At 74.0% G+C, this 20,292-nt stretch carries 27 protein-coding genes; 14 read left to right on the top strand and 13 right to left on the bottom strand.

The genetic code is table 11. The features are described 5' to 3' along the window. Positions 1-6: 6 nt before the first annotated feature. Entirely contained in the window at positions 7-393 is a 387-nt protein-coding gene (locus OF852_RS05705) for a nuclear transport factor 2 family protein (RefSeq protein ID WP_271120834.1), read from the top strand. On the opposite strand, the gene OF852_RS05710 is transcribed toward OF852_RS05705, so the two are convergent. Both OF852_RS05710 and OF852_RS05715 read right to left on the bottom strand, forming a co-directional pair. Continuing rightward, positions 372-962 carry a dihydrofolate reductase family protein gene (locus tag OF852_RS05710; RefSeq protein ID WP_271120835.1) on the bottom strand — a complete coding sequence of 197 codons (591 nt, stop codon included), beginning with the start codon at positions 960-962 and terminating at the stop codon, positions 372-374. The genes OF852_RS05705 and OF852_RS05710 overlap by 22 nt on opposite strands. A 32-nt stretch (positions 963-994) precedes the next feature. Next, on the bottom strand, positions 995-1,435 hold the full coding sequence (locus OF852_RS05715) for an SRPBCC family protein (RefSeq protein WP_271120836.1): 441 nt from the start codon (positions 1,433-1,435) through the stop codon (positions 995-997). 133 nt (positions 1,436-1,568) lie between these two features. On the opposite strand from OF852_RS05715, the gene OF852_RS05720 reads away from it, so the two are divergent. Further along, positions 1,569-2,858 carry an acyltransferase family protein gene (locus OF852_RS05720; RefSeq protein WP_271120837.1) on the top strand — a complete coding sequence of 430 codons (1,290 nt, stop codon included), beginning with the start codon at positions 1,569-1,571 and terminating at the stop codon, positions 2,856-2,858. Here the strand turns inward: OF852_RS05720 and OF852_RS05725 are convergent. After that, on the bottom strand, positions 2,845-3,675 hold the full coding sequence (locus OF852_RS05725; RefSeq protein WP_271121122.1) for a DUF3097 domain-containing protein: 831 nt from the start codon (positions 3,673-3,675) through the stop codon (positions 2,845-2,847). The two genes, OF852_RS05720 and OF852_RS05725, sit on opposite strands and share 14 nt — an antisense overlap. Positions 3,676-3,747: 72 nt before the next feature. On the opposite strand from OF852_RS05725, the gene OF852_RS05730 reads away from it, so the two are divergent. Then, the gene (locus OF852_RS05730; protein WP_271120838.1) at positions 3,748-3,933 is read left to right on the top strand and encodes a PLDc N-terminal domain-containing protein; all 186 of its coding nucleotides are present in this window, start codon (positions 3,748-3,750) and stop codon (positions 3,931-3,933) included. Further along, positions 3,933-4,982, top strand: coding sequence for a zinc-binding dehydrogenase (locus OF852_RS05735; RefSeq protein ID WP_271120839.1), 1,050 nt, complete (start codon positions 3,933-3,935; stop codon positions 4,980-4,982). Before OF852_RS05730 ends, OF852_RS05735 begins: the two co-directional genes overlap by 1 nt. A 35-nt stretch (positions 4,983-5,017) precedes the next feature. On the opposite strand, the gene OF852_RS05740 is transcribed toward OF852_RS05735, so the two are convergent. The 4 genes from OF852_RS05740 to OF852_RS05755 form a co-directional block, all read right to left on the bottom strand. Then, on the bottom strand, positions 5,018-5,638 hold the full coding sequence (locus OF852_RS05740) for a hypothetical protein (RefSeq protein ID WP_271120840.1): 621 nt from the start codon (positions 5,636-5,638) through the stop codon (positions 5,018-5,020). An 87-nt stretch (positions 5,639-5,725) separates the two neighbouring features. Beyond that, positions 5,726-5,935, bottom strand: coding sequence for a PspC domain-containing protein (locus OF852_RS05745; protein WP_271120841.1), 210 nt, complete (start codon positions 5,933-5,935; stop codon positions 5,726-5,728). Positions 5,936-6,009: 74 nt separating this feature from the next. Further along, positions 6,010-7,572 carry a DUF7059 domain-containing protein gene (locus tag OF852_RS05750; protein ID WP_271120842.1) on the bottom strand — a complete coding sequence of 521 codons (1,563 nt, stop codon included), beginning with the start codon at positions 7,570-7,572 and terminating at the stop codon, positions 6,010-6,012. A gap of 43 nt (positions 7,573-7,615) precedes the next feature. Further along, positions 7,616-8,005, bottom strand: a complete 390-nt coding sequence (locus OF852_RS05755) for a VOC family protein (protein WP_271120843.1) — start codon at positions 8,003-8,005, stop codon at positions 7,616-7,618. Positions 8,006-8,130: 125 nt separating this feature from the next. Here OF852_RS05755 and OF852_RS05760 point away from each other — a divergent pair, with 125 nt between their 5' ends. Continuing rightward, a complete protein-coding gene (locus OF852_RS05760) occupies positions 8,131-8,757 on the top strand; it encodes a TetR/AcrR family transcriptional regulator (RefSeq protein WP_271120844.1) in 627 nt (208 codons plus the stop codon). Between the two features lie 23 nt (positions 8,758-8,780). On the opposite strand, the gene OF852_RS05765 is transcribed toward OF852_RS05760, so the two are convergent. Genes OF852_RS05765 through OF852_RS05775 form a run of 3 tightly spaced genes read right to left on the bottom strand, consistent with a single transcriptional unit; the run spans position 8,781 to position 10,035 of the window. After that, a complete protein-coding gene (locus OF852_RS05765; protein ID WP_271120845.1) occupies positions 8,781-8,999 on the bottom strand; it encodes a DUF2945 domain-containing protein in 219 nt (72 codons plus the stop codon). Further along, the gene (locus tag OF852_RS05770) at positions 8,996-9,487 is read right to left on the bottom strand and encodes a pyridoxamine 5'-phosphate oxidase family protein (protein WP_271120846.1); all 492 of its coding nucleotides are present in this window, start codon (positions 9,485-9,487) and stop codon (positions 8,996-8,998) included. Before OF852_RS05770 ends, OF852_RS05765 begins: the two co-directional genes overlap by 4 nt. 53 nt (positions 9,488-9,540) lie before the next feature. Next, entirely contained in the window at positions 9,541-10,035 is a 495-nt protein-coding gene (locus OF852_RS05775; RefSeq protein ID WP_271120847.1) for an FBP domain-containing protein, read from the bottom strand. A gap of 126 nt (positions 10,036-10,161) precedes the next feature. Between OF852_RS05775 and OF852_RS05780 the strand changes: the two genes are divergently transcribed. Both OF852_RS05780 and OF852_RS05785 read left to right on the top strand, forming a co-directional pair. Continuing rightward, on the top strand, positions 10,162-10,425 hold the full coding sequence (locus tag OF852_RS05780) for a hypothetical protein (RefSeq protein WP_271120848.1): 264 nt from the start codon (positions 10,162-10,164) through the stop codon (positions 10,423-10,425). Next, positions 10,422-11,387, top strand: a complete 966-nt coding sequence (locus OF852_RS05785) for a TIGR03557 family F420-dependent LLM class oxidoreductase (RefSeq protein WP_271120849.1) — start codon at positions 10,422-10,424, stop codon at positions 11,385-11,387. Before OF852_RS05780 ends, OF852_RS05785 begins: the two co-directional genes overlap by 4 nt. Before the next feature lie 21 nt (positions 11,388-11,408). On the opposite strand, the gene OF852_RS05790 is transcribed toward OF852_RS05785, so the two are convergent. Continuing rightward, on the bottom strand, positions 11,409-11,885 hold the full coding sequence (locus OF852_RS05790) for an SRPBCC family protein (RefSeq protein WP_271120850.1): 477 nt from the start codon (positions 11,883-11,885) through the stop codon (positions 11,409-11,411). Between the two features lie 17 nt (positions 11,886-11,902). Further along, positions 11,903-12,076 (bottom strand): hypothetical protein, encoded by a 174-nt coding sequence (locus OF852_RS05795; RefSeq protein ID WP_271120851.1) that lies wholly within the window; start codon positions 12,074-12,076, stop codon positions 11,903-11,905. A 120-nt stretch (positions 12,077-12,196) separates the two neighbouring features. Between OF852_RS05795 and OF852_RS05800 the strand changes: the two genes are divergently transcribed. From OF852_RS05800 to OF852_RS05815, 4 genes are all read left to right on the top strand, one after another. Next, the gene (locus OF852_RS05800) at positions 12,197-12,547 is read left to right on the top strand and encodes an ArsR/SmtB family transcription factor (RefSeq protein WP_271120852.1); all 351 of its coding nucleotides are present in this window, start codon (positions 12,197-12,199) and stop codon (positions 12,545-12,547) included. After that, positions 12,544-13,020, top strand: coding sequence for an SRPBCC family protein (locus OF852_RS05805; RefSeq protein ID WP_271120853.1), 477 nt, complete (start codon positions 12,544-12,546; stop codon positions 13,018-13,020). The genes OF852_RS05800 and OF852_RS05805 overlap by 4 nt, the downstream gene beginning before the upstream one ends. Beyond that, complete coding sequence (locus OF852_RS05810; protein WP_271120854.1) at positions 13,017-13,841, top strand: alpha/beta fold hydrolase; 825 nt, start codon at positions 13,017-13,019, stop codon at positions 13,839-13,841. Before OF852_RS05805 ends, OF852_RS05810 begins: the two co-directional genes overlap by 4 nt. Before the next feature lie 67 nt (positions 13,842-13,908). Beyond that, a complete protein-coding gene (locus OF852_RS05815; protein WP_271120855.1) occupies positions 13,909-15,081 on the top strand; it encodes an acyltransferase family protein in 1,173 nt (390 codons plus the stop codon). Here OF852_RS05815 and OF852_RS05820 read toward each other — a convergent pair. Beyond that, entirely contained in the window at positions 15,020-16,606 is a 1,587-nt protein-coding gene (locus OF852_RS05820; protein ID WP_271120856.1) for a glycosyltransferase, read from the bottom strand. The two genes, OF852_RS05815 and OF852_RS05820, sit on opposite strands and share 62 nt — an antisense overlap. 109 nt (positions 16,607-16,715) lie before the next feature. Between OF852_RS05820 and OF852_RS05825 the strand changes: the two genes are divergently transcribed. From OF852_RS05825 to OF852_RS05835, 3 genes are all read left to right on the top strand, one after another. Next, positions 16,716-17,210: a DUF427 domain-containing protein gene (locus tag OF852_RS05825; RefSeq protein WP_271120857.1), complete on the top strand. Its 495-nt coding sequence runs from the start codon at positions 16,716-16,718 to the stop codon at positions 17,208-17,210. 139 nt (positions 17,211-17,349) lie between these two features. Then, positions 17,350-18,378 carry a hypothetical protein gene (locus OF852_RS05830; RefSeq protein ID WP_271120858.1) on the top strand — a complete coding sequence of 343 codons (1,029 nt, stop codon included), beginning with the start codon at positions 17,350-17,352 and terminating at the stop codon, positions 18,376-18,378. 136 nt (positions 18,379-18,514) lie between these two features. Continuing rightward, complete coding sequence (locus OF852_RS05835) at positions 18,515-20,143, top strand: chaplin family protein (RefSeq protein ID WP_271120859.1); 1,629 nt, start codon at positions 18,515-18,517, stop codon at positions 20,141-20,143. Positions 20,144-20,292: the final 149 nt, after the last annotated feature.

The following is a 20,292-nucleotide window of genomic DNA, read 5'->3' on the forward strand; positions in this document are numbered from 1 at the left end:
CGGGGCATGGCGCATCAGGTGCTCCGGGACGAGCTGCTCGAGGTCGAGCGGGCGGGCTGGGACGCGCTCTGCGAGGGCGGCGCCGACGAGTTCTACGGGCGCACGATGACGCGCGACGCGCTCATGACCCTCGCCGACGGGAGCGTCATGACGCGGGACGAGGTCGTCGCCTCGCTCGGCTCCTCCCCCAGCTGGCGGCGCTACGAGATCGAGGACCCGCGGGTCGTCCCGGCCGGCGCCGACGCCGCCGTGCTGCTCTACCGCGCACGCGCCTGGCGCGACGACGAGGAGCCGGCGTTCACGGGCGCGATGTCGAGCACCTATGTCGGCGTCGACGGCGACTGGCGGCTCGCCCACCATCAGCAGACGCCTCAGCCGGGCGCGACCTCGTAGCGCAGCACGACCGCGTCCTCCGGATAGCGGACGACCTCCCGCAGCCGCAGGTCGGTCTCGGGCAGCCCCGCCCAGACGTTCCGGTCGCCGGCCACGACCTTCGCCCCGACCATGAGCGAGAGCTCGTCGACCAGCCCCGCCGCGAGGAGCGCCGGCCACACGGTCAGGCTCCCGAAGACGACCACGTCGCCCTCCCGCCCGTCCTCGCGGAGCCGCCGCACGGCGTCCTCGGCGCCGCTCCTCGGGACGATCGTCGTCTGCTCGCCCCACGGCTCCACATCGGCGGGCGTCAGCGAATCGGAGATCACCGTGATCGGGATCCCGTCGCGCATGCGCCGCGCGATCTCCCGCTCCGCCTCCGAGTGCCCGTCCTCCTCGAGCACGGCCGGCCAGTAGGCGAGCATCTGGCGGAACGTGGTGGCGCCGTAGAGGAGCGATGTGGCATCGCGGATCCGGTCGGCGTTGTGGAGGTTGAAGGACTCGCTCATCGGCATCGCCGAGAGATCGCCGCGCCGCCCCTCGATGTAGCCGTCGATGCTCACCATGCCGGCCACGACGATCCTGCCCATGTGGAGTCCTCTCCCCCGCTGTCGATGCGTTGTCAGCGCCTGCCGGCGCCGCCCTCGGCGAGGAAGGCGAGCCGGCGGAGCGTCTCGTGGTTGCGGATCAGCAGATACGGCTCGAGCACCGCGCGGATGAACCGCCCCGGCCCCTCCGCGGGGATCTCCCGCATCCGGACGAGGCAGCCGCCCGGATGCGGACGCACCTCGATCTCGACGCGCGCCTCGCCGAGGGGCCAGCCCTGCGGCTGGAGCACGGCGCGGCGCGGCGGATCCCATTCGAGCGAGGTCGTCTCGTCGTCGATGAGCACCGGCCACACGCCGAAGGAGTGCTCGAGCTGCGTGCCCGCCCGCGGCCAGTCGGCGTCGACGTCGCGCAGGCGCGAGGCGCCCACGACCCAGGAGGCGAACAGCCAGCCGTCCGCGAGCACACGGAACACGGCCTCGGGCTCGCAGGACAGGCGGCGGACGTTGACGGCCATGCCCCCAGCATGGTGCCGGACGGAACACCGGGCGCCGACTCCCAGCGTCCCGCCACCATGCGAGTCGCACGCTCAGGGCTAGCCCTGATCGCAAAGCCGCCGTCACGCCGGAGCGCGCCCCTATGGTGGCAGGATGACCAGCGCCGCCTCCGCGATCGACCTCTCGAAGCGGGATCTCACGCTCGACATCGCGCGCGTGTTCTGCGTCCTGCTCGTGGTCGTGATCCACCTCCTCATGGTGGGCGTCGGGTCGAGCGCAGAGGGCGAGCTCGTCGTCTCGCGGCCCCTCGAGGATCAGAGCTGGTTCGCGGGCGTCACCTGGGCCGGGCAGATCATGCCGCTCTTCTTCGTCGTCGGCGGCTTCGCCAGCCTCACCGCGTGGCGCTCGAGCGTCCGGCGCGGGAGCACGGCGGCCGCCTACGTCCGCAACCGCGTCCTCCGACTCGCACAGCCGACCCTCCCGCTCTTCGTCTTCTACGTCGTCGTCCTCGGCGGGGCGGTGCTCGTCGGCGTCGACCGCTCGCTGCTCGACGTCGTCGCCACCGGCGCTGGGGCGCCGCTCTGGTTCATCGCCGCCTACGTGCTCTGCCAGTCGCTCGTGCCGCTCATGGCCGCCCTCCACGCTCGCGCGCCGCGGCTCACGCTGCTCGGCCTGCTCGCCGGGGCGGCGCTCGTCGACACCGCCCGGTTCACGACGGGCGTCACCGAGATCGGGCTGCTCAACCTCGCCTTCGTCTGGCTGCTCATCCAGCAGATCGGCTTCTGGTACGCCGACGGCTGGTTCGCCGCGCGACGCTGGTGGCAGCTCGTCGCCATCGCCGCCGTCGCCTACGCGGCTCTCGTGCCGATGACCGTGTACGGCGGGTACAGCGACGACATGCTGACGAACCTCAACCCGCCGACCGTGCCGCTCGTCGCGCTCGGCATCGGCCAGGCCTGCGTGCTGCGGCTGCTGCGACCCGCGCTCGCGAAGCTCATGAGCACCCACGCGGCCCGCGCCGTCGTGTTCGTCGTCGGCTCCCGACTCATGACGATCTACCTGTGGCACCTGCCGGTCATCATCATCCTCGCCGGGGTCGGTCTGCTGGTCCCCGGCGCGAGTCCGGAGCCGGCGAGCCCGGCCTGGTGGTGGACCCGCCCGCTCGTCTACCTGCTCGTGCTCGTCGCGATCTTCGGGCTCTCGTTCCTCGTCGGCCGCTGGGAGGCACCCCGCGAGCTCGGCGCGACGCCGCCGCCGCTCATCGTCGGGATCGCCGCCGCCTTGACCTTCATCCCGACCTTCGCGGTCATGGAGTGGTACCTCGATGTCTGGCTGGCGCTGCTCGGCGCGGCGCTGCTCTCGGCGACCGTGCTCCTGCTCGGCCGCTGGGGTTCGCGACGGCCGGCACCCGCGGCGCCGGCCGAGGCCGTCACGCCTGCGTGACGAAGTCGATGAGCTCCTCGACTCGCCCGAGCAGGGAGGGCTCGAGGTCGGTGTAGCCGCGCACGCGGCCGAGGATCCGCTGCCAGGCCGCCGCGACATCCGCCTGGTCCTCATGCGGCCAGCCGAGGTGGTCGAGGATGCCGTGCTTCCAGTCGGTGCCGCGCGGGATCTCCGGCCAGCGCTCGAGGCCGAGCCGTTCCGGGCGCACCGACTGCCAGACGTCGACGTAGGGGTGCCCGACCACGAGCACGTGCTCGCCCTGCACGGCGTCGGCGATCCGCTGCTCCTTCGACCCCGGCACGAGGTGATCGACGAGGACGCCGATCCGGATGCCGGGGCGGGGCTGGTACTCGCGCAGCGCGTCCTGCAGGTGGTCGACGCCCTCCAGGTACTCGACGACGATGCCCTCGATGCGGAGGTCGGCGCCCCACACCTTCTCCACCAGCTCGGCGTCGTGGCGGCCCTCGACGAGGATGCGGCTGGCACGCGCGACGCGGGCGCGCTGCCCGGTCACGGCGAGGGAGCCGGATGCCGTGCGGCCGGTGCCGCGGGAGACCGCCCTCGGCGGGACGAGCACGACCGGCTGCCCGTCGACGAGATAGCCGGGTCCGAGCGGGAAGGCGCGGCGCCGGCCGCGGCGGTCCTCGAGCTCGATCGTCCGGCCCTCGATGCGCACCACCTCCCCCACGAACTCCGGGTCGAGGAGCTCGACGAGGAGGCCGCGCTCGACCGGCACCTCGCGCACGACGGGGCGTCCGCGCTCCTTCCACCCGCTCGCGAGCACGTCGGAGCCGTAGCGGTCGAAGCCCTGATCCATCACCAGGCGAGGCTACGAGGCGGGCCGCCCGCGGCGGGCTCCGGCACGCCGCCCGCCGGTACTGTTGAGCACATGGACCCGTTGACTCTCGGCCTCGGCATCGTCGGCCTCATCATCTTCATCATCACGCTCGTGTCGATCCTCCAGAACAACAACCACGGGGTCGGCGGCAAGGTGCTCTGGATCGCGATCGCGTTCTTCCTCAACTGGATCGGCTCGATCCTCTGGCTCCTCATCGGGCGGGGCCGGCGCCGCTGATGCGCGCCGTCGTCCTCCATGCGCCAGGAGACGTCCGCGTCGAGGAGCGCGAGGCGCCGAGCGCTCCGGGCGCGGGGGACGCGATCGTCCGCGTCGTGGCCGCCTGCGTGTGCGGCTCCGACCTCTGGGGCTACCGCGGCGTGCGCGGCGGCGGCGAGCCGAAGGCGATGGGGCACGAGCTCGTCGGCGTGGTCGAGGAGCTCGGCGCGGAGGTCGGGGGCCTCGAGGTCGGCGATTTCGTCATCTCCCCCTTCTCCCTCGCGGACGGCACCTGCCAGGCCTGCCGTCACGGCATGCCCGCGGCCTGCGATCACGTGACCTTCTTCGGCGGCGACGACGTCGACGGCCGCGGCATCGAGGGCGCGCAGGGCGAGCGCGTCCGCGTGCCCTTCGCCGAGGCCTCCCTCGTGCGCGTGCCCGGCCCGGTCGACGAGGCGCTCCTGCCGCACCTGCTCGCGCTCTCCGACGTCATGTCGACGGGGCACCACGCCGCCGTCTCGGCAGGCGTCGGCCCGGGGGATGTCGTGGCGGTCGTCGGGGACGGCGCGGTCGGCCTCAGCGCCGTGCTCGCGGCGAAGCGCCTCGGCGCGTCCCGCATCATCGCGATGAGCCGGCACGAGGATCGGCAGGCGCTCGCACGGCGATTCGGCGCGACGGACGTCGTGGCCGAGCGCGGCGACGAGGCGGTGGCCGCGATCCGCGAGCTGCTCGACGGCGAGCTCGCCGATGCCGCGCTCGAGTGCGTCGGCACGAAGGAGTCGATGCGGCAGGCGCTCGGCTCGGTGCGCGGCGGCGGCCGGGTCGGCTACGTGGGCGTGCCCGCGGGCGGGCCGGAGCTGCCGGTCGGGTTCCTGTTCGGGCGGAACATCTCGATCGCCGGCGGCATGGCGCCGGCGCGGACCTACATCCCGGAGCTGCTCGAGGACGTGCTCGCGGGATCGCTCGAGCCGGGGCTCGTGTTCGACCTGGAGCTGCCGCTCGCGGAGGCCGCAGAGGCATACGCCGCGATGGACGAGCGCCGCGCCATCAAGGTGCTCCTCCGGCCGTAGCGGCAGCTCACGCCGGTCGAGCGGTGCGGAGGCGGCTAGAAGCCGAAGTCCCCGCCGAAGTCTCCGCCGCCGAAGTCGAAGCCGCCGGCGTCCGCGCCCGCCGCATCCGCGCCGCCCGCGTCGGAGCCGCCCGCGTCCGCGCCCTGCTCGCCGCCGTCGGCGCTCGCACCGCCGTCGTCCCACGGGAGGAAGGCGCTCACGAGTGCCGAGCCGATCACGTAGCCGGCGACCGTGCCGAGCAGCGAGCCCGCGACCATGCCGCCGAATCCCATGCCGGGGCGCTGCCCCATGCCGGCGCCCTGCGCCTGCTCGCCGCCGACGACGCGCTCCATGGTGCCGGGCTGACGCATCTCGGCGCGGGTCGCGGCACGAGCGAGTGTGGCCGGCTCGCTCGACAGCGGACGCTCGCCCGTGCCGGCGCCGCGGCTCAGCTCCTCGTAGATGACGGCGCGCTGCTCGTCGCTCAGCTTCGCGAAGGCCTCCGCGTGGACCTGCTCGATCGTCTCCGGCGGGGCGGTGCGGATGAGGTACCGGTAGCGCTCGATGGCGCGCTCGTCCTCATCCGACGCCGTGCGCACGGCCTGCTGCCGCTGCGGCACGGGCGCCGCCTCGGGCGCGCGCTCCTCCGTGCCGAACAGCCGATCAAAGAAACCCATGGGTCCTGCCTCCTCGTGCTCCCAAGGTAGGCAGGGGCGCTGGACGAGACCTGGGATGGACCTGTGGAGCGGGTCAGCCGCGCGGTCTCAGTCGCGCACCGCCCGGGAGCCGTCCGGCTCGGCGGGGATCACGATCCAGGCGACGACGTAGAAGATCAGCTGGGGCCCGGGGATGAGCAGCGAGAGCACCGTCAGGAGTCGGACGAGCGCGACGTTCCAGCCGAAGCGCTCCGCGAACGCGAGGCAGACGCCGCCGATCATGCGGCCGGTGCGGGGTCGGGAGAGTGTCGAGGTCATGACTCCATGCTCCGCGGGCGCGGCGACGGACGGCATCCGGTCAGCCCCCGGATCCGGGCGGGCGCCCGCCCCTCTCAGCGCTCGAGCGGCAGCAGCATCCCGAAGCGGACGAGCTCCCGGATGCGGGGCGCGAGCTGGGCGCGGAGGGCGGCCGGGTCCGCATCGAGGAGGCCGGCGACCGCGTCGACGATCGCGCCGAGGGCGAGCTCTCCGTCGCAGACGCCGACGACCGCGGCGAGCCCGGTGTCGGCGTGGACGGCGCGGCCGAAGCCGGTGCCCTGCCTGAAGAGGATCACGCTGGGGTGCTCCTCGCCGGGCCAGTGGCTGCGCTCCTCGGTGACGTCGGGCGCGACGCGCAGCCGCTGCTCCATGAGCTGCGCGTCGTCGAGGCCGGCGACGGCATCCCATCCCGCGAGCGCCTGCGCGAGGTGGGCGCCGATGCCCGCGAGGTTCTCGCCGAGGCCCTCGGCGATGCGCTCGGTCACCGCGAGGCGCACTCCCGCATCCGTGCCCGGACCCGTCGGCGCGGCCGGACGGCGGAGCAGCACGTAGCCGAAGCCGACCTCGTCGACGCGCCGCTCCGCGAAGTCGTCGAGCCAGGCGTCGACGAGCGCCTCGTGCTCGGGGGTGCCGGGTCGCGTGCCGCCGTCGCGGATCCAGGTCTCGGCGTAGCGGGCCGGGTCGAGGACCTCCCGCTCGACGATCCAGTGCTCGAGTCCCGCGCCCCGAGCCCACGCGGCGGCTCGATCGAGACCGCTGCGCCCGTCGCGGTACTCCCAGTTGCCGAGGAGCTGCGCGGAGCCGCCGGGGGCGAGGTGCGCGGCCGCGCCCTCCACGACGGAGGCGACGAGCGCATCCCCCACCATCCCGCCGTCGCGGTACTCGTAGGCGGGCACGCCCTCGCGGCGCGGGGTGATGACGAAGGGCGGATTCGTGACGATGCGGTCGAAGCGCTCGCCGGCGACCGGCTCGTAGAGGCTGCCGAGGCGGAACTCGATGCGGTCGACGCCGTTGAGCGCGGCGTTGAAGCGGGCGAAGGCGAGGGCGCGCTCGGAGACGTCGGTCGCGATGACGCGATCGGCCCAGCGGGCGGCGTGGAGGGCCTGGATGCCGCTCCCGGTGCCGAGGTCGAGGACGCTCCCGCCCTCGGCCGGCAGCTGGAGCGCGGCGAGCGTCGCGGAGGCGCCGCCGATGCCGAGCACGTGGTCCGTGCGGAGGGCGCCGCCGAGGGCGAGCTCGCCGAGGTCGGAGGCGATCCACCAGCTCGTGACGCCGGTGCCGTCGACGACGGAGGACGGCCGGAGGTCGAGGGCCGGGGCGAGGAGGCCCGCGTCACCCGCGACCGCGATCGCGAGTCCGAGTTCGAGTGCGCCGGCCGAGCCGAGCGAGGGCAGGGCGCGGTCGAGCTCCACCCGGCCGACCGGGGTGCCGAGCACGAGCAGCCGCGCGAGCACCGACAGGGCCGAGTCGGCGCCGCGCAGCGCCCGGAGCGCCGGCACCCGGTCGCCGCGCTCGAGCGCGCCGTCGGCGGCATCCCCCCACAGCTCGCGCAGCGCGTCGACCGTGAGGCCGGCGGCGTCGAGGTCGCGACGGAGGCGGCCGATCAGCTCGGGGTCGAGGCGGGGCGTATCGTGCACCGGCCCATTCAAGCGGATGCCCGCCCCCGCGGCCGACGCCGGTCTAGCCCTCGATGAGCGAGATGATGTTGCCGGCCGGGTCGGCGAACCAGCCGATGGTCGGCCCCTCGGCGGGATCGGTCGAGCGCATCACGCCATGCTCGTCCTGCCCGGATCCCTCGTAGCGGATGAGCTCGACGCCGGCCTCGGCGAGCTCGGCGACCGCCTGATCGATGTCGGCGACCTCGAGGTTGAGGACCGTGTAGCTCGCGGGCACGTGGTCCTCGCCCTTGGGGTAGACGATGATCGGGGCGCCGCCCGTGACGTGCAGCGCGATGATGCCGCCCATGCCCGCGTCGCGGACGTCCAGCCCGAGTGTGTCGCGGTAGAAGACGGCGAGCCGCTCGGTATCGTCCGCCGAGTAGCCGCTGAAGGCGCCGGTCGTGGTGAGCATGTCGTTGGACCTCCGTGTCTCGCATCCATGCGTCCACATGATCCGGGGCGGATCGACTATATTGTGAACACTGTCAACAATGTCACGGCCGGGCGCCAGAGTCCAGGCCGGCGGAACGGAGCGGGATGACCGCCGCGCGCACGACCTACCGTCACGGGGATCTCCGGCAGGCGCTCGTCGACGCCGGGCTGGAGATGTCGCGCGACGGCGGGCCGGATGCGGTCGTGCTCCGCGAGGCCACCCGGCGCGCCGGCGTCTCCCCCAACGCCGCCTACCGCCACTTCGCCGATCGCGGCGCGCTCGTCCAGGCGGTCTCCGATGCGGCCCTCGGCCGGGTCGCCGAGGCGATCGAGCGGGAATGGGATGCGATCGACCCCCACGAGGACCCCGCCGCTCGTGCGCACGCCGAGCTGCGCGCCGTCGGCACCGGCTACCTCCGCTTCGCGCACGACGAGCCGGGCATCTTCCGCGCGGCCTTCACCGTGCCGCGCAACCTCGAGTCGGCGCTGAGCCCCGAGAAGGCAGGCCCCGGCGGCCGCACCCCCTTCGAGCTCCTCGGCATCGCGCTCGACGACCTCGTGGCAGCCGGCGAGCTGGCTCCCGAGCGCCGGGAGGGGGCCGAGCTCGTCGCCTGGTCGGCGGTGCACGGGCTCGCGATGCTCGTGCTGGAGGGCCCGCTCAGCGAGCTGCCCGACGAGGTCGCACGCGCGGTCGGCCAGCACGTCATCGCGATGGTCGACCGCGGCCTCTGAGGTCGCCTCGGGCGACCCGCCGCTCAGTCCGAGGACAGCGGGCGCAGCGACGAGCCCTTGTGCGCCGCCCTCGCCCCGGTCTTCTCCGACTCGACGACGAACGCGGGCTCCTCGTCGCTCGCCGTGAACTGCTGACCCTCGAAGGTGAAGTCGGCGGTCTTCCGCTCGACGACCTTCCCCTGGGTGCGCCCCTGCGAGGTCCCCCAGCTGACGCGGCCGCCCACCCGGATCCCGGCGCTCACAGCTCGACCCGCCGGTTCTCGCCGAGGTCGGGCTCCTGGCGGGTGAGGATGCCCTTGACCACCTGGAAGGCCTTCGCGACGGCGGGCTTGTCCGTGTCCCAGTACTCGACGGTCGCCACGTCGACGCGGAGCACGGCGACGGCCGGGTCCTCGCGCCCGCCCTCGAAGTAGGCGTCCGCGAACGGGTTCCAGAGCTGGTCGATGCGGGCCTGGCTCCGGTCGACGGACCCCGCGCCGCTCAGCGAGAGGTAGCCCTTGTCGTCGGCCACCGAGACGTTGACCTCGGGATGCCGCCGGATCTCGTCGGTCTTGGTGCTCGGGTCGAAGGTCAGGAACCAGAGGGTTCCCTCGAACTCCTCCGCCTCGAGCAGCGCCAGCGGGCGGCTGTGCAGCGCACCGCCTGAGCCTCGGCTCGTCACGATCGCGGTGCGCCCGGATCGCAGGATGCCGCGGATGGTCTCGAGGTCGTCGTTCGTCGCATCGCTCATGTCCTGACGCTCGCACGCGCGGCAGCCCGACGGCCCCGGCTCCCGGGCGACGTTCAGGCCGCGTCGAGCACGCGGTCGGCGAAGGACTCGAGCCGGCGGGACAGCCCCTCGGCGCGCGCGGCGACCGCGGCGTCCTGATCGGCGCGGAAGGAGGTGCTCGCGGCCGGGGCGATGCGGATGATGAGGGAGCACGCGAGGTCGCGGCAGATGTAGGTGCCCACCGAGTTGCCGCGCTCGCCCGCCTCACCGGTTTTCGGCGCCGAGAACATGCGCACCTGATCGGCGGGCTGCTGCGTGTTGCAGAGATTGCAGAGCGCGGCGCCGCCGCCCATCGTCGCGGCGGCGGCCCGCACCACGAGCCCGACCGGCTCGCCGTCGCGCCAGAACACGAGGTAGCCCCGCTGCGGCGCCTGCGGGTCGCGCCAGCCGAGGTACTCGCGCTCCTCCCAGAGCACCTCGTGCAGACCCGGCAGCGGCATGCGCTGCGCCTCGCCGGGAGGCGCGTTGACGAGGGATGCGCGGATGTCGGCCTCGGTCAGCGGCTTCATGATGCGTGCCAGCCTAGGCTCCCGCGCCCGGCTCCGCCGCGGTGATCCTGGGTGCGAGGTGCGGGCGCGGTGCGCGCGAGCAGCGAGCCGAGCGCCGCGGCCCGCCAGCCGATCTAGCGTCGCCGCATGACCACGTCACGCGATCCCGATGCCGACGCCCCGCTCGACGAGCCGCAGCAGCGCGAGAAAGATGTGAGCGAGAGCCCGGGCAGCGAGCGCGACGTCGAGGGCCGGCAGTCGTCGCCGCGCGACAGCGGCGCGACCGACGACCCGGAGATCGACCGGGACGCCGTCAAGACGCTGCCGGGGACCGGCGGGCCCGACGATGTCGGCGAGATCGAGGTCGACGAGGACGAGATCGACATCCCGCGGAAGGACGGCGCACGATGACGCGCTTCGGCTACACCCTCATGACCGAGCAGAGCGGGCCGCGCGAGCTCGTCCGCTACGCCGCGGCGGCGGAGGAGCGCGGCTTCGACTTCGAGGTGTCGAGCGACCACTTCTCCCCGTGGCTCGTGGAGCAGGGCCACGCGCCGCACGCCTGGACGCTGCTCGGCGCGGTCGCTCAGGCGACCTCGCGCGTCGAGCTCATGACCTATGTGACGTGCCCCACGATCCGCTACCGGCCGGCGGTGGTCGCGCAGCAGGCGGCGACGCTGCAGCTCCTCGCGGAGGGCCGCTTCACGCTCGGCCTCGGCTCGGGCGAGAACCTCAACGAGCACGTCGTCGGGGAGGGCTGGCCCGCGATCGACGCACGGCAGGACATGCTCGTGGAGGCGATGGAGATCATCCGCGAGCTGCTCGGCGGCGGTCTGGTCACCTACGACGGCGCATACTTCCGCGTCGACTCCGCCCGGATCTGGGACCTTCCCGAGGACGGCGTGCCGATCGCAGTCGCCGTGTCGGGCGAGAAGTCCGTCGCGCGCTTCTCGGGCCTCGCGGACCATCTCGTCGCGGTCGAGCCCGACGCCGAGCTGGTCCGCGCGTGGGACGGCGCGCACGAGGGCCCCTCTCGCAAGATCGGCCAGCTCCCCATCTGCTGGGACCCGGACGAGGGCGCCGCCGTCGCGCGCGCGCACGAGCAGTTCCGCTGGTTCGCCGGCGGCTGGTCGGTCAATGCCGACCTCCCCACCCCGGCGGGCTTCCACGGCGCGAGCGCCTTCGTGCGCGAGGAGGACGTCGCCGACTCGATCGCGTGCGGCCCCGACCTCGACCGCATCGCCGAGTCGGCTCGACCTTTCCTCGACGCGGGCTTCACCGATCTCGCGATCGTCCAGGTCGGCGACGAGGGCCAGGACCGCTTCCTCGAGGAGGCCGCGGAGCCGCTGCTCGAGCGGCTGCGGGCGCTCTGATCCGACGGGACGCCGTCGTGGTCAGGCGAGCGGTCCGGCCTCGCGCGCGATCGGCGGCAGCACGCGCCGCATGTAGCGCGCCCACCACAGCCTGACGACGAGCCGGACGAGCAGCCGAGCGCCGCGGCGGGGGTGGAACTCGTAGGTCCAGCGGACGCGGGTGCCGGCGCCCTCGGGCGCGAAGACCCACTCGGCGCGGGCGCCCTCGACGAGGCGGCCGAAGAGCTTCTGGAAGTGCGAGAGGTCGTAGGCGAAGCGGCGCGGCTCGTCGACGAGCCGCAGCGTCTCGACGACCGAGCCGCCGTCGGAGAGGAGCAGGCGCCGGTGATCGCCCTCCGCGTCGAAGGCTCCGGCGCGGTCGACGACCCCGACGACCGCGGGCAGCGGGCCGAAGCGCGGGTACCAGCTCGCGGGGTCTGCCGCCGTCACGATGCGGAACGCATCCGGCAGCGGGGCGAGGACGAGCACCTCGGCGCTCGATCCCTCACCGGTCGGCATCGCGGCTCCGCCGGGCCTCAGTCGAGCTTCTCGAGGAGGTGGAAGGGGATCACGAGCGACAGCGAGACGGCGATGATGCCGCCGCCGAACATGAGGAACTGGAGGGGCGCCGCCGCGTCGATCGCGTAGCCGAAGAGCAGGAGAGCTCCGACGAACAGGATCATGGCGATGACGAACGCGGCGACCTTCATGCTCCGATCCTACCGGGAGGCCTTGACGCCGCCGTACCGGCGTGCCATCATCCAACCCAGCGGTTATCGAACCAATCGGTTATATTCACGAGCCGCCGGATGACGAGGAGAGGGGCGACCATGCCGGTCGACGAGCTCAGCCGCGTGTTCTCCGCCCTCGCCGACCCCACCCGGCGCGAGATCCTCGCGCGCCTCGCGGAGGGCGAGAAGACGGTCGGCGAGCTCGCCGAGCCCTTCGACATGAGCCAGCCCGCCGTGTCCAAGCACCTCAAGGTGCTCGAGAGCGCCGGCCTCATCCGACGCGAGCGCGTCGCGCAGTCCCGCTACAGCCGCCTCGATGCGGAGGGGATGCGCGAGGCCGCCGCATGGATCCAGCACTACAAGCGGTTCTGGAGCGACCGGCTCGACGCACTCGACGGTGCGCTGGCCGCCTACCTCGCCGAGAATCCGACGAAGGAGCAGGAATCATGAGCAGCATCCCCGCCGTCCCCGAGGTCACCGACCGGGACGTCTTCATCACCCGCGCCTTCGACGCGCCGCGCGACGTGGTCTGGCGCTTCTGGACGGAGCCCGAGCACCTCAGCCGCTGGTTCGGCCCCGCCGAGGTCCACGTCGACTCCGCCAGCGTCCTCGTCCAGCCGCACGCCGGCGGCCGCTGGGACCTCGACATGGTCGACGACCAGAACGGCGCGACCTACCCGCTGCGCGCCGTGCTCCGGCAGGTCATCCCGCCCGAGTACCTCGAGGGCGTCATCGAGGCCGGCAGCGAGGACGGCGAGATCTCGGGCGTCACGCTCCGCGTCTGGTTCCACGACCACGGCGAGCGGACCCGGATCACGATCCATCAGGGCCCGTTCACCGCGGAGCACCGCGACATGACGATCGACGGATGGGAGTCGTCCTTCCTGAAGCTCGACGCGATCTGGGCGGGGGGCGCGGCATGACCGGCGCCGGCACGGCCTCCGCACGCAGCGCGACCGCGTTCGCCGTCTCCGCCGACGGCACGCGCATCGCCTACGAGACGGTCGGCCGCGGTCCCCTCCTCGTGCTCGTCGACGGCGCCATGTGCGCACGCGACTTCGGCCCCGCGCGCGACGTCGCCGCATCCCTCGCCGACGCGTTCACGGTCATCGCCTACGACCGGCGGGGGCGCGGCGAGAGCGGGAACACGGAACCCTACGCGGTGGCGCGGGAGATCGAGGACCTCACAGCGGTCATCGAGGCCGGCGGCGGCGAGGCGCTCGTGCTCGGCCAGTCCTCGGGCGCCGGACTCGCGCTCGAGGCCGCCGCGGCCGGTGCGCCCATCACGCGCCTCGCGAGCTACGAGGCGCCGTGGGTCGGCCGCCGCGCCGGCCGCGACGGCGCTCCGCTCGACCACCACGGCACCCTCGATCGGCTCATCGCCGAGGGGCGCAACGGCCGAGCCGTCGACTACTTCATGGTGACGATGGTGAACGGGCCGAAGATCATGCCGATCATGATGCGGCTCATGCGGAAGGCGTGGCGGCACCTCCTCGCCGTCGCGCCGACGCTCCGGTACGACGCGGCCGTCATGGGCGACTTCGAGGTGCCCCGCGAGCGGCTCGCGGCGATCCGCATCCCCGTCCTCGCGCTGTGCGGCGAGAAGGCGGCGCCCGAGATGGATGCGGCCCAGCGCGCGATCGCGGAGGCCGTGCCGGGGGCGCGCCACGCGGTGCTCTCCGGTCAGACGCATATGGTCTCCCCCGCCGCGCTCGGCCCCGAGCTGCGCGCCTTCTTCGCGTGAGCGCCCGCCCAGTCCGCCGCCAGTGGCCGACCAGGGCGCCGTCAGGCTGGGCGCGTAGCATCGTGGGGTGTCCGGCTCGACTCGACTCCATGCGCTCGACGGCGTACGCGGAGTCGCGGCCTTCGTCGTGGTGCTCTACCACCTGAGCCTCATCGCGCGACCGTTCCTCAGCCGTGGGGACACGAGCACCGCCTGGCAGCTCGCGACCGAGACCCCGGCGAAGCTCGCCTTCGCGGGGACCGAGGCGGTGCTCGTCTTCTTCGTCCTGAGCGGCCTCGTCGTCGTGCTGCCCGCGCTCCGGGAGGGCTTCAGCTGGGCGGGCTTCCTCGTCTCACGCGCCGTGCGGCTCTACCTCCCGGTCTGGGGCGCGCTGCTCTTCGCCGCGCTCCTCATCGCGCTGCTGCCGCGCGATCCCGCACGCGTCGCCGACGGCGAGTGGATCGTCGACGCCAACGCCCGGACGCTCGACGCCGGCCAGCTGCTCGCGGAGGCGAGCCTGACCCCGGCGAGCTACGACGTCGTCAACGTCCTCTGGTCGCTGCGCTGGGAGCTCGTCTTCACGCTCCTCCTCCCCCTCTTCGTCGTGATCGCCGTCGTCGGCCGCCGACACGTGGCGCTGCTCGGCGCGCTCGCCCTCGGCGGCACGATCCTCGGCCGCATCCTCGACCTCGAGGCGCTCGTCTACCTGCCGGTGTTCCTGCTCGGCTCGCTCATCGCCGTGCGGCTCGACGACTTCCGGCGGTGGGCCGCCGCCCGCCCGCGACCGCTCCTGTGGGGGCTCGGCGGCGCCGCCTCCGCCGCCATGCTCATCGCGAGCTGGCTCGGCCGCCCGATCGCCGAGTCCGACTCGCTCCTCGGCCGGACCCTGTGGGGGCTCGCCGGGGTGGGCGCCGTCGGCATCATCCTCGTGGCGATCGGCTCGCCGGCGATCTCGCGCCTCCTCGAGGCCCGCGTCTCGCAGTGGCTCGGCCGCGTCTCGTTCAGCCTCTACCTCGTGCACGTCCCGATCATCGCGAGCGTCGCCTTCCTCACGGGCGACGAGCGCTGGTGGCTCGTCGCCGCGATCTCCGTGCCGCTCAGCCTGCTCGCGGCCGAGCTGTTCCACCGCGTCGTCGAGAGGCCGTCGCACCGGCTCGCGCGCCAGGTCGGGCGGCGCGTCGGCCGGGCGAGCGCCGCGCTCAGACCGCCGCGCGACGCCGCCGAGCCCGCTCGATCCGCGTCCGGATCCCCCGGACGATGACGAAGCGCGCGAGCCGCGCCGTCGTCACATAGCCGGTCACGCCGGCGCGCTTGAGCTGCTTGCGCGCGAGGGCACGGCCGAAGGCGCGCGCCCAGTCGGCGGTGACCCGCTCGTCGGTATAGCGCTGCGCCGTGCGCTGCGCGGCCAGCCGCATCCGGTCCAGCTCCGGCTTGGGCATGGTGGCGATCCGCTCGACCGCCGCCGTGAGCCCGGCGATGTCGCCCGGCGGGACGAGGAAGCCGTTGCGGCCGTCGCGGATGATGTCCGCCGGGCCGTAGGGCACGTCGTAGGCGATCGGGAGGCAGCCGCCGGCCATGCTCTCGACGAGCACGAGGGGGAATCCCTCCGAGGTGGAGCTGAGGATCAGGTACGAGGCGTGATGCAGCTGCCGGGGCGCGGTGGCGTCGTGGCCCCGGAGGCGCACGCGATCGGGGTCCGGCAGCTTCGCGATCATCCGCTCGAAGCGACCGCGCAGCTCGCCGTCGCCGAAGACGTCGAGATCAGGTCGGTGCGCGCCGCCGGCGAGATCCTCCGCGGCGGCCGAGACGGCGCGGATCGCGTGGTCGACGCGCTTGCGCTTCGTGAGCGCGGCGAGCATGACGCCGTGCCCGGGGTCGCGCTCGAGGTCGAGGGACGCCGGATCGAGGTCGCCGAGATCGCGTGCGTTCGGGATGACCTCGAGGTTGTCGTGCCGGCCGAGCATGATCTCGACGTCGTGCCGCTGCCGCTCCGTGAGGAGCACCACGGCGTCGTAGCCGTCGAGGTTCTCGAAGACGGGCCGGCGACTCTCCCGGAGCGTGCCCATCGGCCGCTTCTGGCCGACGAGGTGCGAGGCGTGGACGAGGTGGAGCGTCACGACGTTCGGACGGCGGTAGGTGAGGATGAAGTTCGCGACCGCCTTGCTGTCGACGATCATCCAGGTGCGGCGGCGGGCGATGAGCGCGTCGAGCCAGGCCGTGTAGAGGTGCCAGATGCGGCCCCAGGATCGCACCGGCTCGCCGCGCTCGTCGCAGAGCACGACCGAGCGCCCGCCCAGCTCGCCGCGCTTCCAGACGTCGCGGCGGTCGCTCGCGAGGAGCGTCCCGTCCTCGCGGTAGTGGTCGATCTGGAGCGTCTCGCCCTCAGCGCCCACCCGGCTTCGACTCAGGACGCGCCCGTCCCGCATCCGGGGCTCGCCCAGCTCGCTCGCATCCCGCTCCTCGTCGATGAGCAGGAGCGGATGGCGCTGAGGGTGCAGCGAGCCGCCCGGCAGCGGGTGCTCGCGCAGCCAGTCCCAGAGGTTGAGGATGCGCGAGCCGGCCGCCATGCGGCCGTCGGCGAGGAAGCGCTGCTCGAGCTCGGGGTAGTCCGCCCGGGCGTCGAGGGTGACGATGTCGACCTCGACGCCGCCGACCTCGACGAAGGCGCGCGTGCGGTGGAGCATCGCGTTCGTCATGCCGCCGTAGCCCTCCGGGATGCCCCAGGTGAGGGCGAGGTGGCGACCGGGAGGGAGGGCCGCGGATGCGCGGCCGGGGAGACGAGGCACCCCGAGACCGTAGTCGAGCGGGCTGGACGGCGCCCGCGCACGAGCCTCGGGTCCGCCGCATGTCGGCTCGGCGCCCTCGGCACGTCCGCGGAGGGGTAGCGTCGGGCGCGTGGCGATCCAGCGAGCGGTGCCGGGCCCCGGCCAGGAGTCGGTGTGGGACTACCCGCGTCCGCCGCGCGTCGAGCCCAGCCGCGAGCGCGTCGTCGTCCGCCTCGGGGGCGAGATCGTCGTCTCGACTCGGGCCGCCGTCCGCGTGCTCGAGACGAGCCATCCGCCGACCTACTATCTTCCGGCCGCGGACTTCGCACCCGATGCGCTCGCATCCGCTCCCGGCGCCTCGATGTGCGAGTTCAAGGGCCGCGCCGCCTACCTCGATGTCCGCGCCGGCGGCGTCATCGCATCCCGTGCGGCCTGGACGTATCCGAGCCCCCTCCCGGGCTACGAGTCGCTGCGCGGGATGATCGCGCTCTACCCGGGGGCGATGGATGCGTGCGAGATCGGCGGGGAGCTCGTGCGCGCGCAGGACGGCGACTTCTACGGCGGCTGGATCACCGATCGGATCGTCGGCCCGTTCAAGGGCGCACCGGGCACGCTCGGCTGGTAGCTGAACGGGGGCTGTGAGCTCGGGCTCGCAGGCGAAGATCCCTCGAAAGGGGGTGGACACCGCACCGTCCCGGGCGTATGGTCCCCTTCACAACGACTGCGGACCCGTCGAACAGGGGGTGGTGACCGTGGATCAGGGGATGGACGCCAGCGCGTCGGCGAAGATGCCGCGTGCCGTGCGATTCCTCCTGCTCTCCGGTGCCGCGGTCCTCGGCGCCGCCGCGCTCTCCCTCAGCCTCTCGAGCCCCGCCCACGCCGCCGCCGGCGAGCAGGACGCCTCGCTCACCGGCGGGCTCGGCAGCACGCTCGAAGCGGTCGTCGATCCGCTCGGCGACACCCTCGACGGCGTCGTCGGCGGCACGGTGAAGCCGGTCGTCGAGAAGGTCGTGAAGCCCGTCGTCCAGCACGTCGCGAAGCCGGTCTCGAAGCCCGCGCCGGCCGCACCCGCGCAGCCAGCGAAGCCGAGTTCCCAGCCCGCCGCGAAGCCCGTGAAGACGGGGCAGTCGCCCACCTCGCACCGGGCCGACGGGCCCGCCGCGACGGCGCTCACAGACGCCCTCCGCACCGCCGTCGCGGCGCTGACCCGCACGCTCGGCGACGAGCCGACGGGCACCGCCGTCGCCCCCGTCGCGGACCTCGTCGACGGCACGCTCCAGGTGCTCGGCACCGACCGCCTCCCGGTGGTCGGCGGGGTGCTCGGCTCGACCCCGGTCGGCAGCGTCACGACTCCCGTGACGGGCCTCGTCGACGGGATCCTGGGCACGACCGTCGAGGTCGTCGAGCCGGGCCTCGAGCCGCTGGCTCCGGTCGCGTCGGGTGCGATCGCGCCGGCCGCCGCCGTCCTGCCCGACTCCGTGCGCCACACGACGGCGCCGCCTCCCGCCGAGCTCGCCGTCGCCGCCGCGCGCGACATCGCCGAGCTCGGCACCGCCGTGCTCGGCGCCCGCGCCGCCGCCGGACTTCCCGCGCCCGCGGGCGGCGCGCCGCTCGGCGTGCTCGGCTCCGACGCCGGCACCCTCGGCATGGCCGCCGCAGCCGCGGCGGCCGCCGTCGCGCTCCTCGCGCGCCGCGATCTCCTCGCCGCCCTCCAGGGCGGCCGGGCCCAGGCCCACCGCGACGAGGTGCTGCCCTCGTCGCCGGTCTTCGAGACCGACTCCTCTCCCGACTGACTGGGATGCCGCATCCACCGAGGATGCGGCGCTGCCGCGGTCGGCCGTGCGAACACGCATGTGCCGGCACCCCACGGGCACGCGGATCGCGTGCCGACGCGAACGGCATCACACCAGCATTCAGGGAGTTGGAACGATGAACATCACCATCCGGAGGGCGCTGCTCGGCATCGCCTTCACCGGGGGGCTCATGGCCCTCGGGGCGGGCGCCGCGCACGCGGCCGACCAGCCCACCACCAACGGAGACGACGGGCTGCTCTCGGGCACCCAGGCGCTCCTCGACGTCGACGTCCCCGTCGACCTCTCCGGCAACGGGATCTCGATCGTCGGCGACTCGTCGTCGAGCGACTCGACGAGCTCGGCGCCGGCGCCCGCCGCGGCACCCGCCCCGGCCCCGGCCGCCTCGACGGGCGGCTCCGACAGCGTCGGCGGCGGCTCGCAGGCCCTCGTCGACGTCGACGTCCCCGTGACGGTCGGCGGCAACGCGGTCAGCGTCCTGGGCGACGCCGACAGCGCGGAGTCGACGAGCGGCTCGAGCGGGTCCGGCGACTCCGACGCCGCGTCCACCGGAGGCAGCACCTCCGGCGACGACGGCATCCTCGGCGGCACCCAGATCGCGCCCGACGCGGACGCCCCGATCACCATCGGCGGCAACGCCGTCTCGGTGCTCGGCGACGCACGCAGCGAGGACTCGACGAGCCGCTCCGGCGACTCCGAGAGCGCGACCGGGTCCGGCACCGCCGGCACCACCACCGGCGACGACGGCATCCTCGGCGGCACCCAGGTGCTCGGCGACGTGACCGCCCCGATCACGGCCGGCGGCAACGCCGTCTCCGTCCTCGGCGACGCCGACAGCACCGGCTCCACCACCACCGCACCCGGCAGCACCGGATCGGACACCGCCGGAACCGGAGGCACCACCTCCGGCGACGACGGCATCCTCGGCGGCACCCAGATCGCGCCCGACGCAGACGCCCCGATCACCATCGGCGGCAACGCCATCTCGGTGCTCGGCGACGCCACCGCGGAGGACTCGACAACCGCCACCGACACCGCCGACAGCAGCACCGCCGGCACCACCACCGGCGACGACGGCATCCTCGGCGGCACCCAGGTGCTCGCGGATGCGGACGCCCCGGTGACGGTCGGCGGCAACGCGGTGAGCATCATCGGCGACAGCACGACCGACGGCACCGGCATCGGCTCGACGAGCGGCACGACCGGCGGCGACGCCGGCACCGGCCCCTCGACGGGCGGCGACGACGGCATCCTCGGCGGCACCCAGATCGTGCCCGGGATCGCGGCGCCGATCACCGCCGGCGGGAACGCCGTGAGCGTCCTCGGCGACGCCTCGTCGAGCGACACCGTCGTCACCGGCGACGGCGGCGACACCGGCGAGTCCGGCGGCCCGAGCACCTCGGGCGATGACGGCATCGGCGGGGGCACGCAGGTCGCTCCCCTGATCCGCATCCCGATCATCCTCGGCGGCAACGCGATCAGCGTCCTCGGCGACAGCGAGACCGACGGCGGCGACGCCGGCACCCCGTTCGAGCTGTTCGAGGAGGGCACCGATGACGGCGGCCCGACCGCCTCGGGTCAGGGCGGCGTCGTCGGGATCGGCGGCGTGACCGCGGCCGCCGCCGGCGACGTGCGGGTGCTCGCCTCCACGGGCGCCGCGGGCGCTGCCCCGGCACTCGCCCTCTCGGTGCTCATGATGCTCGCCGGCGTGCTGATGATCGCGCGCCGTCGGCTCGGACAGCGCTGATCGGCCACCCGCCGGGCGTCCCAGCGTCCGGCGGGTCTCCCGGTCCGGGGGCCGCGCGGGGGCGCGGCCCGGACCGGCCCTGAGGGCCGGGGTCCGCGGATGCCACTGGGGGGATCCGCGGACCCCGGAGCCTCGGGACGCGCGGTGAT

Source organism: Homoserinibacter sp. YIM 151385 (genome assembly GCF_027912415.1).
GTDB lineage: Bacteria > Actinomycetota > Actinomycetes > Actinomycetales > Microbacteriaceae > Schumannella.